This is a genomic window from Streptomyces sp. NPDC005898 (assembly GCF_040629635.1).
Classification (GTDB): domain Bacteria; phylum Actinomycetota; class Actinomycetes; order Streptomycetales; family Streptomycetaceae; genus Streptomyces.
Map to the genome: position 1 here is coordinate 50,158 of NZ_JBEXWC010000006.1, position 16,411 is coordinate 66,568.

16 protein-coding genes are annotated in these 16,411 nt (G+C 72.7%); 5 read left to right on the plus strand and 11 right to left on the minus strand.

Translation table 11 applies throughout. The features are described 5' to 3' along the window. Positions 1 to 13: 13 nt before the first annotated feature. The 7 genes from ABZ385_RS10685 to ABZ385_RS10715 form a co-directional block, all read right to left on the minus strand. Entirely contained in the window at positions 14 to 670 is a 657-nt protein-coding gene (locus ABZ385_RS10685; RefSeq protein WP_358580746.1) for a response regulator transcription factor, read from the minus strand. Between the two features lie 32 nt (positions 671 to 702). After that, entirely contained in the window at positions 703 to 1,182 is a 480-nt protein-coding gene (locus ABZ385_RS10690) for an STAS domain-containing protein (RefSeq protein WP_358910924.1), read from the minus strand. Positions 1,183 to 1,365: 183 nt separating this feature from the next. Continuing rightward, positions 1,366 to 1,668: a DUF3253 domain-containing protein gene (locus ABZ385_RS10695; RefSeq protein WP_358580750.1), complete on the minus strand. Its 303-nt coding sequence runs from the start codon at positions 1,666 to 1,668 to the stop codon at positions 1,366 to 1,368. Between the two features lie 71 nt (positions 1,669 to 1,739). Then, entirely contained in the window at positions 1,740 to 2,636 is an 897-nt protein-coding gene (locus ABZ385_RS10700; RefSeq protein WP_358910926.1) for a sucrase ferredoxin, read from the minus strand. Positions 2,637 to 2,646: 10 nt separating this feature from the next. Beyond that, positions 2,647 to 3,852, minus strand: a complete 1,206-nt coding sequence (locus ABZ385_RS10705; protein ID WP_358910928.1) for a cupin domain-containing protein — start codon at positions 3,850 to 3,852, stop codon at positions 2,647 to 2,649. Further along, on the minus strand, positions 3,849 to 4,307 hold the full coding sequence (locus ABZ385_RS10710) for a BatC protein (RefSeq protein ID WP_358910930.1): 459 nt from the start codon (positions 4,305 to 4,307) through the stop codon (positions 3,849 to 3,851). The genes ABZ385_RS10705 and ABZ385_RS10710 overlap by 4 nt, the downstream gene beginning before the upstream one ends. 221 nt (positions 4,308 to 4,528) lie before the next feature. Then, entirely contained in the window at positions 4,529 to 5,146 is a 618-nt protein-coding gene (locus ABZ385_RS10715; RefSeq protein ID WP_358910932.1) for a TetR family transcriptional regulator, read from the minus strand. Between the two features lie 125 nt (positions 5,147 to 5,271). On the opposite strand from ABZ385_RS10715, the gene ABZ385_RS10720 reads away from it, so the two are divergent. The 3 genes from ABZ385_RS10720 (at position 5,272) to ABZ385_RS10730 (ending at position 10,790) form a co-directional block, all read left to right on the plus strand. Beyond that, the gene (locus tag ABZ385_RS10720) at positions 5,272 to 6,426 is read left to right on the plus strand and encodes an NAD(P)/FAD-dependent oxidoreductase (RefSeq protein WP_358910934.1); all 1,155 of its coding nucleotides are present in this window, start codon (positions 5,272 to 5,274) and stop codon (positions 6,424 to 6,426) included. Between the two features lie 209 nt (positions 6,427 to 6,635). Then, on the plus strand, positions 6,636 to 8,519 hold the full coding sequence (locus ABZ385_RS10725) for a DUF2075 domain-containing protein (protein WP_358910936.1): 1,884 nt from the start codon (positions 6,636 to 6,638) through the stop codon (positions 8,517 to 8,519). A gap of 144 nt (positions 8,520 to 8,663) precedes the next feature. Next, positions 8,664 to 10,790, plus strand: coding sequence for a DUF2075 domain-containing protein (locus ABZ385_RS10730; RefSeq protein ID WP_358911138.1), 2,127 nt, complete (start codon positions 8,664 to 8,666; stop codon positions 10,788 to 10,790). 52 nt (positions 10,791 to 10,842) lie between these two features. On the opposite strand, the gene ABZ385_RS10735 is transcribed toward ABZ385_RS10730, so the two are convergent. Further along, on the minus strand, positions 10,843 to 10,971 hold the full coding sequence (locus tag ABZ385_RS10735; RefSeq protein WP_358910938.1) for a DUF6408 family protein: 129 nt from the start codon (positions 10,969 to 10,971) through the stop codon (positions 10,843 to 10,845). 342 nt (positions 10,972 to 11,313) lie between these two features. Between ABZ385_RS10735 and ABZ385_RS10740 the strand changes: the two genes are divergently transcribed. Further along, positions 11,314 to 11,514: a hypothetical protein gene (locus ABZ385_RS10740; protein ID WP_358580761.1), complete on the plus strand. Its 201-nt coding sequence runs from the start codon at positions 11,314 to 11,316 to the stop codon at positions 11,512 to 11,514. Positions 11,515 to 11,575: 61 nt separating this feature from the next. On the opposite strand, the gene ABZ385_RS10745 is transcribed toward ABZ385_RS10740, so the two are convergent. After that, on the minus strand, positions 11,576 to 11,767 hold the full coding sequence (locus tag ABZ385_RS10745; RefSeq protein ID WP_358910940.1) for a hypothetical protein: 192 nt from the start codon (positions 11,765 to 11,767) through the stop codon (positions 11,576 to 11,578). 147 nt (positions 11,768 to 11,914) lie between these two features. Here ABZ385_RS10745 and ABZ385_RS10750 point away from each other — a divergent pair, with 147 nt between their 5' ends. After that, on the plus strand, positions 11,915 to 12,124 hold the full coding sequence (locus tag ABZ385_RS10750) for a hypothetical protein (RefSeq protein WP_358910942.1): 210 nt from the start codon (positions 11,915 to 11,917) through the stop codon (positions 12,122 to 12,124). Here the strand turns inward: ABZ385_RS10750 and ABZ385_RS10755 are convergent. Further along, positions 12,093 to 12,767: a histidine phosphatase family protein gene (locus ABZ385_RS10755; RefSeq protein ID WP_358910944.1), complete on the minus strand. Its 675-nt coding sequence runs from the start codon at positions 12,765 to 12,767 to the stop codon at positions 12,093 to 12,095. The two genes, ABZ385_RS10750 and ABZ385_RS10755, sit on opposite strands and share 32 nt — an antisense overlap. After that, a complete protein-coding gene (gene cobN, locus ABZ385_RS10760) occupies positions 12,764 to 16,387 on the minus strand; it encodes a cobaltochelatase subunit CobN (RefSeq protein WP_358910946.1) in 3,624 nt (1,207 codons plus the stop codon). The genes ABZ385_RS10755 and cobN overlap by 4 nt, the downstream gene beginning before the upstream one ends. Positions 16,388 to 16,411 lie beyond the last annotated feature (24 nt).

Here is a 16,411-nt window from a genome sequence, read left to right on the forward strand (position 1 = left end):
CGCGGCTCCCGCGTCACGCGAGGAGCCCTTCGCGCCGGGCGATCGTCACGGCCTCCAGCTGGGAACGCGCCCCGAGCTTCTCCAGCACCCGCTGGACGTGGTTGCGCCCCGTGTTGAGGGCGACCCCGAGCAGGTCGCTGATCTCCGCGGTGGTGCGTCCTTCGCCGAGCAGCTGGAGCGCCTCGCGTTCGCGCGGGGTGAGGTTCGCGCCGGGGCGCGGTGTCCTGCCGGTCAGCCGGCCCAGTACGTCACTCAGCAGGTCCTGGCTGAACACCACCTCGCCGGTCGCCACCCGGCGCACGGCGTCCTCCAGCTCGCGCAGGCCACGGGCCTTCAGGATCAGGCCGGCGCCGCCCGACTCCGCGACGCGCGCGGCCACCGATCCGCTGCCCTCGCCGGCCAGGACCAGGATGCGCGCGCCGGGCGCGAGCGCCAGCAGATCCGCGATGGCCGCGATGCCGTCCCCGTCCGGCAGACGCCGGTCCAGGAGTACGACGTCGGGGTCGCATCGTCGTACGACGGCCAATGCCGAAGCCACCGTGGCGGCGCGCTCCACGACCCGCAGATCGGGTGCGCGCTCCAGGGCGAGGCAGATCGCCTCGGCCACCATGTCGTGGTCCTCCACCAGCAGGACTCGGACCGGACGACTGTTCGGGGAAGGCGCGGGCATGAGGGCATCCTTGCAGGTGGCGGGCCGCACGATCATGCCAGAAGGTCACCGAGCAGCGGTGCGGTGGTGCTCATCGCCCGGCCCTGACGAGGCGGCTCCCCGACCACGGGTGCGTCCGCTTCGAGGAAGGCGTCCTCGGCCCCGATCAGGGAGAGCAGCCGCGTCAGCTGCGGCCCCACCCCTTCGACGAAAAGGTCCACGCCTGCCCTCAGCGCGGCGACGCGAGCGGTGAACAGCGCGTTCAGACCGGCGCAGTCACAGAAGGAGACGCCGGTCAGATCGAGGCGGATGACCGCCACACCCTCCACCAGACAGGTCGCGACCGCCTCCCGGACGTACGAGGCGGCGTCAAGGTCCAGTTCTCCGGCCAGGGTCACTCGGGCGGCGCCCGCGTGAACAACGGTGTGTGATGTGAACGGGTGAGCGGTCACAGTGTCCGCACCTCTCCGTGCTGACGTGCCGCGTGTGCCGCGCGACGCGATCCCATGAACCCTTGCCCATAACGCGCCCATAGTGCGAGGGCACCAGATGTGCTCTAGTGAATCTGCACCAGACGGGGAAGTCAACCGAGCGCCGGGCAAGTTGACGGCGGCGACGGCGCAACACCGTCAACTCACCTGAGGGTGGCGGAACTTCGGGTTCAATGTCCCCTCGGTGAACAGCCGGGGCAGGGGGACGCGGAGGCGGCCGGGAGTTCAGTCCGCGCGGCGGGTGCGGATGCGGGTGCGGATGCGGATGGGGCCGCGGGCCTCCGCCGGTTCGACGGGGCGGCCCCCCTGCGTGATCTCCACCTCGCCGGACGCCACCAGCCGCCGAGCCGCCTGCCGGGCCGGTTCCATCAGCTCGCGCCAGCCGTCGCCGTCCCCCGTGTAGACCGCCCGGGCGGCGTCGGAGGGACAGATGGACGCGGTCGGGCCCCGACGCTCCAGCAGGTCCAGGATGGCCTTCTCCAGGTCCCGGCCCGTCGCCCGCTCGTCCGCCGCACTGCCGCCCGTCATGCCGCCAGTGTCGCACCGGCGACGGCGACGAGCCCTCCGGGCAGACTCCGTGGAAAAAAAGGGGGCCGGGCTCAGTCGACGCGGATGGACGTGACCTCGTAGACCACGGTGGACGCCATGGACAGTCCCCGGCAGGTCAGCCGGCGCGGCGGCGTCCGATGGGAGCGCACCTCGACGTGGCAGGCCGGGGGGTGCGGCGGCCGGCCGGCGACGTGGATGCGCCAGCGGTCGTGCTCGCGGGTGGTCGCGACGACGGTGTAGTCGTGCCGCCCGGCCGGGCCGAAGCGCCCGAGCAGGGCTGCGACGGCGGCTTGCTGCGCCGGAACGAGGTCGGTGTACCCGCGCAGATGCCGCGCGTGGACGCGGCCGGCCAGATGCTCCGCCACGGTCGTGACGGACGAGTCGGCGTCGAGGGCGCCGTAGTAGACCCCGTCGGGCGCGACCACGACGTTCGCCGCGAACCGGTCGCCGCCCACATGGGTGCACTCCCACACCAGGTCCGGCCAGCGCTCGCTCAGGGCGCGGCCCACGGGGCGGCCGCGCACCGAGCAGCAGATGTCGTGCCGGCCGTGGGCGCAGACGAGGACGACGGGCGGAAGGCCCGGCTCCCCCGGTTCCGCGAGCGCCCGGACGATGTCCGCCAGGTCCTCGTCCCGGCGCCAGGTGCCCCACCGCTGACGGTGGGCGCCGGATTTCTCGTGGCGCAGCACCGCCCAGCGCCCGGCGCCTTCGGCGGTGCGGCGCCCGTGCCGCCTGATCAGGAGTATCCGCGCCCGCACCGCCTGGGCGGCCGAGAACACCAGTCCTTTGGTGCCGGGGTCGAGGTCGAGACCGTCGAAGCCGTTGGGCGGCCAGCCGGCCCGGTACTCGATGAGGATCCAGACGCCCCCGTACGGCGCCGTGCCCGCGAGCGGGTCGCCGCGGGTCCGGGCGGCCTCGGCGCACAAGAACCGCTCCGCCGGGGTCATCGCGCCCGCCTCACCGTTCGGCGGGCACCAGTACGCCCGCGCGCAGCAGTCTCTCGACCAGACGGAGGCCGAGGGCGCCGGCGGTGTGGACCTCGCCGTCGAGCAGGCGGGCGACCGGGGCAAGGTCGGCCTCCGGGAAGTCGAGCCGGCCCACGCGGGTGGTCAGGCGGCGCCCCTCCAGCTTCGCCGCCAGGGCCGGGCGGAGCCGCACCGGCGTGTCGGGGGCGAGGCCGCGCACCGCCGCGAGCTGGGCCAGCGGACCCAGCGGCGCGGGGCGTGCCTGAGCGCGCCGGGCGCGGTGGAAGAGGGGAGCGGGATCGGTGCCGGCGAGGGCGGCGGTCAGGCGCTCGCGGACGCCGTCGATCGCGGCCTCCGGCCCGTCCAGGCCAAGGGGCAGGGTGCCGCGCATCCAGGGGTCCTCGCGCAGGGCCGCGAGCGCCGACTGGGCGAGCTGCTCGGCCAGGGCGTGGCGCGTCCACGTGTGGACGCCGAGCGTCAGGTGGATCGAGACCTCGCCCTGGGCCCGGGCGGCGTGCAGCCAGCCTCGCGGGAGGTAGAGGACGTGGCCGGGCGCGAGGACGGTGTCGATGTGGGGCTCGCCCCGCGCGGCCTCGGCGACGGCGGCGCGGCGGTCGCTCCAGGGCTGGTCGCGCAGCGGATCGGGATGGACGGGCTCGTGGATGATCCACCGCTTGGTGCCGGCGATCTGGAGCACGAAGACGTCGTGGACGTCGTAGTGGTCGTCGAACCCGCGGTTCTGTGGGGGAGTGACGTAGGCGTTGGCCTGGACCGGATGTCCGAGTTCCGCGGCCAGCCCCGAGCAGAAGTCGGTGACCGGGCCCCAGGTGCGGTGCAGGGCTTGCAGGACGAGGGTGGCGCCGTCGGCGAAAGCGCGCCACAGGGCCGTGTCGTCGACCTGGTCGGCGATGGTGGCGCCGGCGCCGCCCGACGAGGTGAACGCCGACTCGGGCAGGGTCGAGCCGTCCTTGGCGACGCGCAGGAAGGGCGTACGCAGCCCGCGACGCGAGATCAGTTCGTCCACGGCGTCGGCGCAGAACAGATCGGAGAAGTCGCTCGCGCGGCGGATGAGCAGCGCCGAGCGCGCCCAGACGTCCCGGGCGAACTCCTCCTGACGCAGGCCGGTCAGCCGCGTCAGCAGGACGCCGGGGCCCGGCGGGGCGACGGCGTCCTGGAGCTCGGTCGGGGGAAGGCTCAAGAGCCGCTGCCGGAGTCGTCCGCCCCGCCGTCGGCGCCGCCGTCGTGGACGCCGGGGGTGCCGGATGCGCCGCCGTCCGCGGGCCCTTCGGCTCCGCCGTCGGCGCCACCGTCATGGACGCCGGGGGTACCTGCTGCCCCACCGTCCGCAGGGCCTTCGGCTCCGCCGTCGTGGACGCCGGGGGTGCCGGATGCGCCGCCGTCCGCAGGGCCTTCGGCTCCGCCGTCGGCGCCGCCGTCGTGGACACCGGGCGTGCCGGCCGCGCCGCCGTCCGCGGGCCCTTCGGCTCCGCCGTCCGCGCCGCCGTCGTGGACGCCGGGCGTGCCGGCCGCGCCGCCGTCTGCAGGGCCTTCGGCTCCGCCGTCGGCGCCGCCGTCGTGGACGCCGGGCGTGCCGGCCGCGCCGCCGTCCGCGGGGCCCTCCTGCTGGTTCGGGTCCTGTTCGGGGTTGGCCATCATTCCTCCTGCGAAGCGAACGGTGGGGGAGCGGGCGCGCCCTCCAGAGACCTCTGCTCCCACCAAGCTCGCTCACCCCCTTCGGGTCGGCAACCCGAGGATCGGCGCCCCGAGGATCGACGTCCTGAAGGCGGCGCGGGGCCCCTCCCGGCTCGGCCGGATCCGCCGGACTATCCGGCCGTCAGACCGTCAGACCGTCAGACCGTCAGACCGTCAGACCGTCAGGCCGTCAAGCCGTCCCAGCCGGTCTCCAGCAGATCGAAGGCGCGGGCGAGGGCACGGCGCGCGTCCTCGTCACCGTGCGCCGCACGGGCCGCACGCGGGGCTTCGAGGGCGAAGTGGGCCAGCGCGAGGCAGGCGGGATCGTCCGGGGGCAGCCCGCTCTCGTCGGCGATGACCCGCGCGAGGGCGGCGGTGTGGCGCAGCCACATGCTCTGGGCGTAGTCGCGCAGGGCGGGGGTGCTGTTCACCAGCTCGGAGAAGGCGCGGAAGCGGGGGTCGTCGCCGGCCGCCAGGCGATGGCGCAGGGCGTGTTCGCGCAGCGCGGCCGGGATGGACCGGCCCTCGGGGCGTTCGCGTACGGCGGCGAGGAGCCGGGCCTCCTGCTCGGCGTCCTCGTCGAGGACGAGGGCTTCCTTGACCGGGAAGTGCTTGAAGAGCGTGGTCGTGGACACGTCCGCCGCGTCCGCGATCTCGCGGATGCCGACGTCGTCGTATCCGCGCTCCAGGAACAGGCGCAGGGCCGCGTCGGCGATGGCCCGGCGGGTGGCGGCCTTCTTGCGCTCACGGCGTCCCGGTGGGGGCGGGGTGCCGGCCGGCTCGGTCTTGGTCTCGGTCATGCCATCAGCGTACCCGCTTCGGTTCACTCGATTCAAAAGATGAGTCGTTGCACTTATTGAACGGGTGTGCTCTTCTGGAATCTCCCCCGACCACGCCGACCACCCCGGCCGAACGGAGCCCCGCCATGCGCACCGAGCCCGCACCACCCCGCATCGCCGTCATCGGAGCCGGCCCCGGCGGCCTGACCTGCGCCCGCGTCCTGCGCCGGCACGGCGTGCCGGCCACCGTTTACGACCTGGACGCCTCCCGGGCCGCCCGCGGCCAGGGAGGCACCCTGGACATGCACCCCGGAAGCGGGCAATACGCCCTGGCCGAAGCGGGGTTGACGGAGGAATTCCGCGCCCTGGCACGCCCCGAGGGCCAGCGGATGCGCCTCGTCGGCCGCGACGGCCGGATCCTGCTCGACGCCGTCCCGCCCGAGGCCGACACCGCCGAGGGCAACCCCGAGATCGACCGCGGGCAGCTGCGCGACCTGCTCCTGGACTCGCTGGGGCCCGACACCGTGCGCTGGGGTCACCGGCTCACCCGCGTCGAACCCCTCGGGGACGGCAGCCACCGCCTGCACTTCGCGGGCGGCGCGACCACCGAGGCCGACCTGGTCATCGGGGCGGACGGCGCCTGGTCCACGGTCCGCGCCGCGCTGTCGGACGCGGTGCCCGTCCACACCGGCGTCACCTTCGTCGAGACGGGCCTCGACGACGCCGACGCGCGCCACCCCCGGCTGGCCGGCCTCACCGGCGACGGCACGCTGATGGCCCTCGCCGACCGCCAGGGCCTCATCGCCCAGCGCAACAGCGGCGGACACATACGCGTGTACGTAGCCCTCAGCGCCGACGAGGACTGGCACCGGCGGGCGGGCCTGGACCTCACCGACAGCACCGCCGTACGCGACGCGCTCCTGGCCCGGTTCGCCGGCTGGAGCCCCGAGCTGCTCGGCTTCATCACCGACACGGACACGGGCTACGTGCACCGCCCCCTGTACGCCCTGCCCGTCCCGCACACCTGGCCCACCACGCCGGGCCTCACCCTCCTCGGCGACGCGGCCCACCTCATGCCCCCCTTCTCCGGCGTGGGCGCCAACCTCGCCATGCTCGACGCCACGGACCTGGCCCACGCCGTCCTCACCCACCCCACCCTCACCCAGGCCGTCACCGCCTACGAGAAGACCCTCTTCCCCCGCGCCACCGAAGCCGCCGAGGGAGCATCCGAAGCCCTGACCGACGCCTTCGGCCCGGACGGCGCGGCGCGGGTCCTGGCCCACATGTCCGGCCACGACTGAGGGGCGGCGACCCGGCCGGTGCGACCGAGGGCCACGAGAGCCGTGCGGTGGGGAGACGAGTTTCGTCCGCTCGCCCCCGCGCCGGAGGGGACGGGTACCCTCGTGACACATCGTCATCGCGGCCCGACGGGCTTCCGCTCCACCCCGTGGAGTTTCGAAGGACACGCCCCCACCCGCACGAGTCACTTCGTGCTGCCTGGGGGAAGTCCTTGTTGTTCCGTGCGTCGGCCAAGTCCGTGGCGGCTGCGGCGATGGACAGTTCGCTGTTCCTGCATCTGACCGAGCAGTTCTCGCACATGCACGGCCACCGGCCCACCCCCTCGGAGGCCCGCTCCTGGGAGCGCAGCATTCCCGCGCTCCTCAGCGTCCTCAACGAGGCGGGACTCGGTGACGTCGAGGTCATGCTCGAGTACGCGCTGCCGCTCAACAGCAAGCGGGCGGACGTGATCCTCGCGGGCGTGCACCCCGTCACGGGGGAGCCGTCGTACGTCGTCGTGGAACTGAAGCAGTGGAGTCAGGCGGATCCGGACGAGGACGACCCCGCCCTGTGCCATGTCGACGCCTACACGCACGCGGTCCTCAACCCCGTCGAGCAGGTGCGCCGGTACTGCGAGTACCTCGCGAACTTCAACGGTGCCCTGGCCGGACGGTCGGACCGGGTCAGTGGCGTGGCCTACCTCCACAACGCCACCGAGTTCGGCGTGGCCGGGTTGCGTGAGCTGGAGGTCGACGACCGGGGGCGGCTGTTCACCGCCGAACGCCGCGGAGCCTTCCTCGATCACCTGCGCGGCAAACTGAGTACCGGGCATCCCGGTGGCGCCGCCGCCGATGAGCTTCTCGCCGGCAAGCCCGTGCCCTCCAAGCAGCTGATGGCCGTGGCCGCCGCCGAGGTCCGTGACCGCGAGCAGTTCGTCCTCCTGGACCAGCAGCAGGTCGCCTACCGCCTCGTGCTCAACGCCGTCAGGAAGGCGAAGGTCTCCGACCACAAGGAGGTCGTGATCGTCACCGGCGGCCCCGGCACGGGCAAGAGCGTCATCGCGCTGTCCCTGTTGGGCGAGCTCTACCGCCAGGGCGTTCCCGCCCTGCACGCCACCGGCTCCCAGTCGTTCACCAAGACGATGCGCAAGGTGGCGGGCGCGCGAAAGCGCGAGGTGCAGGACCTCTTCAAGTACTTCAACAGCTTCATGACCGCGGAGAAGAACACGCTGGACGTGCTGATCTGCGACGAGGCCCACCGCATCCGCGAGACGTCGGCCAACCGCTACACCCCGGCCGCTCATCGCACCGGCACCCCGCAGGTGGAGGAACTCATCGACGTCGCGCGTGTGCCGGTGTTCCTCCTCGACGAACACCAGGTGGTGCGGCCCGGCGAGTTGGGCACCGTGGCCGAGATCAAGGCGGCCGCCGCGAGGAAGGGCCTCGCATGCCGTGTGGTGCCGCTCGACAGCCAGTTCCGCTGCGGGGGCAGCGACGCCTACCTGCGCTGGGTCGTACGGCTCCTCGGTCTCGAGCCGGGCGGCCCGGTCGTCTGGGACCCCGACGATCGTATGGAGCTGCTGGTCGCCGAGAGCCCGCGGGAGATGGAGGCGTTCCTCGACGGACGCCGTGCCCAGGGCTACGGCGCTCGTATGTCCGCCGGGTACTGCTGGCCCTGGTCGAAGGAGCCCAAGCCGGGAGAACCACTTGTGGCGGACGTGACCATCGGGGACTGGGCGCGCCCCTGGAACCTGCGCGGCGAGCGAACCGTCGCCGGCGCACCGCCGTCGGCGCTCTGGGCGACCGATCCGGCCGGCTTCGGGCAGGTCGGCTGCGTCTACACGGCACAGGGCTTCGAGTACGACTGGTCGGGGGTCATCCTCGGACCGGACCTGGTCTGGCGCACTGACCGGTGGGTCACGGACCGTGCGGCGTCCAAGGACCCCGTCTTCAAGAAGGCGCCGTCGGACGCGGACGTCGACCGCCTCATCCGCAACACCTACAAGGTCCTGCTGACCAGGGGGATGGTCGGCACGGTCGTCTACTCGACGGACCCCGAGACGCGGGAGAAGCTGCGGGAACTGGTGGGAACGGCGCGTGAGGTCGTCACGGCCTGAAGGCCGGCGACCGGACGCGATTTCCGGCTCCCGCGGCGGTGTATCTAGGATCACCGCTACCGGTTGCGGCCCGACGGGCTTCCCCAGTGGACATGCCCCCACCCGCACGAGTCACTCGTGCCCTGGGGGAATCGTCACGTGTCCATGCTCCTGCTTCGGTTGTCGGCAAGAGATCTGCTCACCCTCGACGCCCGGCGGGGCATGGTGCCCCACCTCGCTTCCCGGTGGACGCACTTCCGGGGGGTCAAGGCGTCGCTCGGCGAATGCACGGCCTGGGCGGAGAGCCTCATCGAGCTGGCGAAGGATCTGGTGGCCGCCGAGCGCGGCAACGTGGAGATGATCGTCGAGTGTTCGGCCACCGTCGACGACCCCGAACGCTCGGACCGCAGTCGCCGGATCGACGTGGTGCTGGCGGGCCGCCACCCGACGGACGGCGACATCTCCGTCCAGCTCGTGGAGCTGAAGCGCTGGTCCACGGTCACCCGCGTGGAGAGAGCGACCGCGGACCTGGTGTACGTGCCGGGCATCGAGGAGGCGAAGAAGCATCCGGCGCTCCAGCTCCGGGAGTGCTATGAGCTGTTCACCGGAGCCACCGGCCCGCTGCACGGCCTGCGGTTCGAGTGCGGCGGCTTCGCCTACCTGCACAATGCCACCGACGATTCCGTACGACCGCTGCTGGGCGTCGACGCCCCCACCGGGTCGTACGCCCGTACCTACACCAAGGACACCAGGGACAAGCTCCTTGCGGACCTCAGGCGGCACTTCACCGCGGACGAGTCGTCCTCCGCGGCGGAGATCCTGCTCAGCCGCATGAACCTGAGCAACACGCCGCTGCTCGACGCCATGATCAAATCCAATGGTGAGGACACCGTCTTCACCTTGCGGGGCCGTCAGAGGACGGTCGCGGAAGACGTGCTCCAAGCGGCGGCGCATGTCCTGGACGATCCCGCCGCCGACGCACTCGTCCCGAACCCGCGTCGAGCGGTGTTCCTCGTCACCGGCGGTGCCGGTACGGGCAAGAGCGCCATCGGCCTGCAGTTGAAGGCGGAGTTCGAGGCCGCCGGCCGAACCGTGAAGTACGCCAGCGGATCACGTGCGTTCAACGCCGCGATGCAGGAACACGTCGGCTACGGGGACCGCGAGTTCAAGGAGAGCTTCACCTACTTCAGCAACTTCGTGACACCGCCGGAGGAGCCGCTGGACGTCCTCATCTGCGACGAGGCGCACCGGTTGCGGGAGCGGTCGACCAGCAGGTTCTGGCCCGCCGGCAAACAGGGTACGAAGGCCCAGATAGACGAACTGCTGGACGCCTCGCGCCTCACCGTCTTCTTCCTGGACGAGAGCCAGTCCTTGCGCCCCGACGAGGTGGGGACGGTGAGCGTCATCGAGGACGCGGCCAGACGCCGCGGCGTGATCGCCCGTCGCTATCAACTGCAGGAGCAGTACCGGTGCGGGGGCAGCGACGCCTATGTCCGCTGGGTGCGGTCCCTTCTCGGCATCTCGGGCCGGACACCGGACATCTGGACGCCCGACGGCCTGATGCACATCGAGGTCGCGGACACCCCGGACGACATGGAGGGCATTCTCCGGACCGAGTTCGCCGCCGGCGCTTCCGCCCGCATGGTGGCCGGTTTCTGCTGGCCCTGGAGCCCGCCGGACAAGGAGCGCCGACTCGTGGCCGACGTGCGCATCGACGACTGGCACCGCCCGTGGAACGCGTCGAGCGAGTCCTACTGCGCCGGCGGCGAACCGCCCTCCAAGATCTGGGGCGTGCACGACGCCGGGTTCGGCCAGATCGGCTGCATCTACACCGCGCAGGGCCTCGAGTGGGACTGGTGCGGTGTGATCATGGGCGACGACATGGTCTGGCGCACCGACCGATGGGTGTTCCAGCGGGGCAAGAAGAGGCGGGACAAGACCACCGGACGGTGGGAGATCGTGGAACGAGGTTCGCTCGACAGGGAGATGTGCAGGAGGACCAAAGGCGATGAGGAAGCGTTCGCCCGCTGTGTCCGCAACGCCTATCACGTGCTGCTGACCCGTGCCAGCCGCGCGACCGTCCTCTATTCCACGGACGAGGAGACGCGGAAGTACCTCAAGTCGCTCGTGCCCGACACGGAGATCCGCGGCCTCCGGCCGACCTGGGCAAGTCTCCCGCCCGAGGTGCGCGTTCCGCACGAGGTGCGCCCCGCCAAGGGCAGCAGATCGCGGCACGCCCGGAAGAAGAAGGCCAAGCAGCTGCGGGACAAGAACGGCCTGACCCTGTTCTGAGCGCGGTGGGTCGAAGTGGGTGGCGGGCTCTCCGGACCCGCCACCTTCCTGCTCAGAAGAGCAGGTGTGCTGCCGCCGTCAGGGCCGCCACCACAAGATTGGCGACGACCCCGATGGCGACGTCGGTCAGGACCTTGCGGAACCAGACGCGACGCGCGGGCCCGTACTCGGCAGGGTTCATGCGTGACCACTCCTTGGCGGTGAGAAGGAATGGTGGGGGACAACCCACCGGGCATCCGCGCACACACCGCGTGCAGCCACGCGGTGATACACCATCCGCTCCTCACATGCCGCCGAACGGCGCATGACCCGCACCCGTACCCTCCGGGAAGGTGCGCAGCGCCGAGCAGTTTAGCGGAGAGCGAGTCGCGCTTCCCGCGCCCTCCGGACGGCGGCGGATCGTTCCCTCGTCCCCGTTCGGGTGATACGGGGCGTATGGGGCCGGTGGGGTGGGGAGGCACGGAGCGGTCCGGCAGGGAGTGTCGGGCCGTCGGCAACACCGCCGAAGCGAAGGAGAGTTCACATGCGCCGTACCGCCGCCGTCGTCCTCGGGGCCGTCACCCTGCTGGGCGTCCTCGCGGTGCCCGCCGGTGCCGTCCCGGACCCGGTCATGACCGTCGACTGCCTGACGCAGGCGGTCGGTGACGTCACGACGCTCGTCGACCCGGCGGCACCCGCCCTCCCCAGCGAGGTCCCCGGCGTCACGTGCCTCACCGCCCCGTGATCTGAACGCCCGTGCCGAAGGGCGTGCCTGCGCGGCCCGAGGGGACCGCGCAGGCCGGGCGTCATCCCCAGCGGTAACCGTCCCCGAAGTTGAGGGTGTGCTCCAGCACGTCCTCCAGCGGGTCGTCGATCTGGCCGGTGCTGATCAGCGCGACCGTGGGCGCGTTGTGCGAGTTCTCGTGCGTCTCGTCGGCGTGCGCCGCGCCGGCGCACCACACGGCCGGCGCCGCCTCGCCACCGCCAGCAGTGCCCATCGGGACAGCCTCTGCGTCCAACTGCCGCTCACCGCAGCCGCCTCGCACCACACCCGTGGGCCGCCGACCGCGGCCCGCTCGCCGTGTGTAACCCTCCGGCGCCCGAGAAGTCACCGACGATCATACGAACGGGAAGAAGACAGTCGTATGCGCAACCGTCGCGCCCTGTCCGTGTACGCCGCCCTGCTGGGGCCACTCGCCCTCTGCATCGCGCTGTCGGCCGCCCCGGCCGCGGGTGCGACCGGGCGGGCCGTGGGGAACCCCAACCCGCTGCCCCTCACCGACACGCTGATCGGCGAAGGGGTCACGATCGAGGGCCCGCTGATCAACACCCTGGCGTTTCCCCGCCTGTTGTGACCGCGCCGGCGGCCCCGTCCTCGGGTGTCAGCTCGGCCGGGAAGCCGCTCCAGCGCAGCTCCGCGGGCAGGTGCCGCATGTCGTTGAAGAAGACCAGCGAGGCGGGGCGCCCCGGCGCGTAACGGATCACGGTCAGAGCCGCGTTGCCGTGGTGGAGGCCGAGCCAGCGCCACGGCGGTGCGTCGAGGGCGTCCCGCACGAGCCAGCCGATCAGGAAGTTGTGCGTGACCAGCAGCTCGTGGCGCGGCTCGGCGCCGGGCACCGGGCCGGTGAACCGTTCCAGGGCGGCGCGGGCCAGCGCGGGCCCGCCCTCCCGCTCATCGGCGGGGAACCGGGCCAGCCGCTGGAGCGTCGACTCCGCGCTGTCCGCCGGGAGTTCGTCCCGTGCCGGCATGTACGGGATGTAGTCCCCCGCGGCCTCGCAGCGGTGCAGGGGCACCCCGTCGAGCCGCTCCCCGACCAGCCGGGCCGTCTGCTCGGCCCGGGGCAGCGGCCCGTGGTGGATCGCGGAGAGGGGTACGCCCCGCAGCCGCTCCCCGAGCAGCGCGGCCTGGCGCCGCCCGGCCTCGGTCAGCTCGCTCTCGTCGGCGGTGGCCTCACCGTGCCGGGCGAGATAGAGGTGCCGGACGGCGCTCCCGGTCATGCCCGCGGGCCCTCGTCCTCCAGATTGCCCTCGGTCTCCAAGTAGGCCTGCCGCAGCGCTTCGAGGACCGCCGGGTCGGGCTTCGCCCACATGCCCCGCGACTGAGCCTCCAGGAGGCGCTCCGCGATGCCGTGCAGCGCCCAGGGGTTGTTCTCCTGGAGGAACTGCCGGTTGGTCGGGTCCAGGACGTAGGTCTCCGTGAGCTTGTCGTACATCCAGTCGGCGACGACGCCCGTCGTGGCGTCGTACCCGAACAAGTAGTCCACGGTCGCGGCGAGTTCGAAGGCGCCCTTGTAGCCGTGGCGGCGCATCGCCTCGATCCACTTGGGGTTGACCACCCGCGCGCGGAACACCCGCGAGGTCTCCTCGACCAGGGTGCGCGTGCGGACCGTCTCGGGACGCGTCGAGTCGCCGATGTACGCCTCGGGGGCCGTGCCCCGCAGGGCGCGCACGGTCGCGACCATGCCGCCGTGGTACTGGAAGTAGTCGTCGGAGTCCGCGATGTCGTGCTCGCGGGTGTCCGTGTTCTTCGCGGCCACCGCGATGCGCTTGTACGCGGTCTCCATCTCGGCGCGGGCCGGCCGGCCTTCGAGCCCTCGCCCGTACGCGTAGCCGCCCCACACCGTGTAGACCTCGGCGAGGTCCGCGTCCGTGCGCCAGTCGCGGGAGTCGATGAGCTGGAGCAGCCCCGCGCCGTACGTGCCCGGACGCGAGCCGAAGATGCGGGTGGTGGCCCGGCGCTCGTCACCGTGCTCGGCCAGGTCGGCCTGGGCGTGGGCGCGTACGTAGTTGTGCTCGGCGGGCTCGTCCAGCGAGGCCGCGAGGCGCACCGCGTCGTCGAGCAGGCCGATCGTGTGCGGGAACGCGTCGCGGAAGAAGCCCGAGATGCGCAGCGTCACGTCGATGCGCGGGCGGCCGAGGTCCTCGTACGGGATGGCCTCCAGGCCGGTGACGCGGCGCGAGGCGTCGTCCCAGACGGGGCGGACGCCGAGCAGCGCCATCGCCTCGGCGACGTCGTCGCCCGCCGTGCGCATCGCGCTCGTGCCCCACAGGGACAGGCCGACGGAGGTGGGGTAGTCGCCGTTGTCGTTCTTGTACCGCTCGATGAGCGAGTCGGCGAGGGCCTCGCCGGTCTCCCACGCGAGGCGGGAGGGCACGGCCTTGGGGTCGACGGAGTAGAAGTTGCGGCCCGTCGGCAGGACGTTGACCAGGCCGCGCAGCGGGGAGCCGCTGGGCCCGGCGGGGACGAAGCGGCCCTCCAACGCGCGTACCGCGTTGTCCAGTTCGGCCGTGGTGCCCTCCAGGCGGGGCACGACCTCGCGGGCCGCGAACTCCAGGATGGCGGCGACCTGCTCGCCCTGGCCCGCGGCCACCGAGGCCACGGCCGCGGGGTCCCAGTCGGCGTCGTCCATCGCCTGGACCAGCGCACGGGCCTTCTCCTCGGCCTCGTCGGCGCTCACGCGCGTCGCCGCGGACTCGTCCAGGCCGAGCGCCTCGCGCAGGCCGGGCAGGGCGGAGGTGCCGCCCCAGATCTGGCGGGCGCGCAGGACGGCGAGGACGAGGTTGACGCGGTCGGCGCCCGCCGGGGCGGTGCCGAGGACGTGCAGACCGTCGCGGATCTGCATGTCCTTGATCTCGCAGAGCCAGCCGTCGACATGCAGCAGGAAGTCGTCGAAGCCGTCGTCGTCCGGGCGGTCCTCCAGGCCCAGGTCGTGGTCGAGCTTCGCGGCCTGGATGAGCGTCCAGATCTGCGCGCGGATCGCCGGCAGCTTCGCCGGGTCCATGGAGCTGATCTGCGCGTACTCGTCCAGGAGCTGCTCCAGGCGCGCGATGTCGCCGTAGGAGTCGGCGCGGGCCATCGGCGGCACGAGGTGGTCGATGAGCGTGGCGTGCACGCGGCGCTTGGCCTGCGTGCCCTCGCCCGGGTCGTTGACCAGGAACGGGTAGATCAGCGGCAGGTCGCCGAGCGCGGCGTCGGGGCCGCAGGCCGCCGAGAGGCCCGCGTTCTTGCCGGGCAGCCACTCCAGATTGCCGTGCTTGCCGAGGTGGACCATCGCGTCGGCGCCGAAGCCGCCGTCGGCCGCGGGGGCCGCGATCCAGCGGTAGGCCGCCAAGTAGTGGTGCGAGGGCGGCAGATCGGGGTCGTGGTAGATCGCGATGGGGTTCTCGCCGAAGCCGCGCGGCGGCTGGATGAGGATGAGCAGATTGCCGCGCCGCAGGGCGGCCAGCACGATGTCGCCCTCCGGGTCGCCGCCCTCGCCCACCCGCGAGCGGTCCAGGAACATCTCGCCGGGCGGCGGCCCCCAGTGCTGCTCGACGGAGTCCCGCAGCTCCTGCGGCAGCGTCGCGTACCAGCGCTTGTAGGCGGCGGCCGGGATACGGACGGGGTTGGCGGCCAGCTGCTCCTCGGTGAGCCACTCCTGGTCGTGGCCGCCCGCGTCGATCAGCGCGCGGATCAGCTCGTCGCCGTCGCCCGAGACGAGGCCGGGGATGTCGGCCTCGGGGCCGAAGTCGTAGCCCTCGGCGCGCAGCCTGCGCAGCAGCGCGACCGCGGAGGCGGGGGTGTCCAGGCCGACCGCGTTGCCGATCCGCGAGTGCTTGGTCGGGTACGCGGAGAGCACCAGCGCGAGGCGCTTGTCGGCGGCCGGGATGTGCCTCAGGCGCGCGTGGCGCACGGCGATCCCGGCGACCCGGGTCGCCCGCTCGGCGTCGGCGACATAGGCGGGGAGCCCGTCCTCGTCGATCTCCTTGAACGAGAACGGCACGGTGATGAGGCGCCCGTCGAACTCCGGCACCGCGATCTGGCTCGCGGCGTCGAGCGGAGAGACGCCCTCGTCGTTCTCCTCCCAGGCCGAACGCGACCCGGTCAGGCACAGGGCCTGGAGGATCGGCACGTCGAGCCCGGTCAGCGCGCCCGCGTCCCACGACTCGTCGTCACCGCCCGCGGAGGCCTCGGCGGGCTTGGTGCCACCGGCGGCGAGGACCGTCGTGACGATGGCGTCGGCGGGGCGCAGCGCGTCGATCAGCTCGGGCTCGGGGGCGCGCAGCGAGGCCACGTACAGCGGCATCGGGCGGGCGCCGGCGTCCTCGATGGCGCCGCACAGGTCGTTGATGAACGCGGTGTTGCCGCTCATGTGGTGGGCGCGGTAGTACAGCACCGCGACCGTGGGGCCCTCGATGTCGCGGGCGGCGCGCTCCAGCGGGCCCCAGGACGGCGCGGGCGCCGGCGGGTCGAAGCCGTGGCCGGTGAGCAGCACGGTGTCGGAGAGGAAGCGGGCCAGCTGCTCCAGGTTCGCCGGGCCGCCGTGCGCGAGGTAGGCGTGGGCCTCGGCCGCGATGCCGACGGGCACCGTCGAGGAGGCCATGAGTTGGGCGTCGGGTGCCTGTTCGCCGGTGAGCACGACCACCGGCAGGCCGCTGGCGATGAGCTGGTCCAGCCCGTCCTGCCAGGCGCGGACACCGCCGAGGAGGCGTACGACGACGAGGTCGGCGCCCTCCAGGAGCGAGGGCAGCTCGGCGAGGTCCAGGCGGGAGGGGTTGGCGAACCGGTAGTCGACCGGACCCCCCGCCGCACGGGCGCTGAGCAGGTCGGTGTCGGAGGTCGACAGCAGCAGAAGCATGCGGGCGCAGGCCTTCCTCGGGGT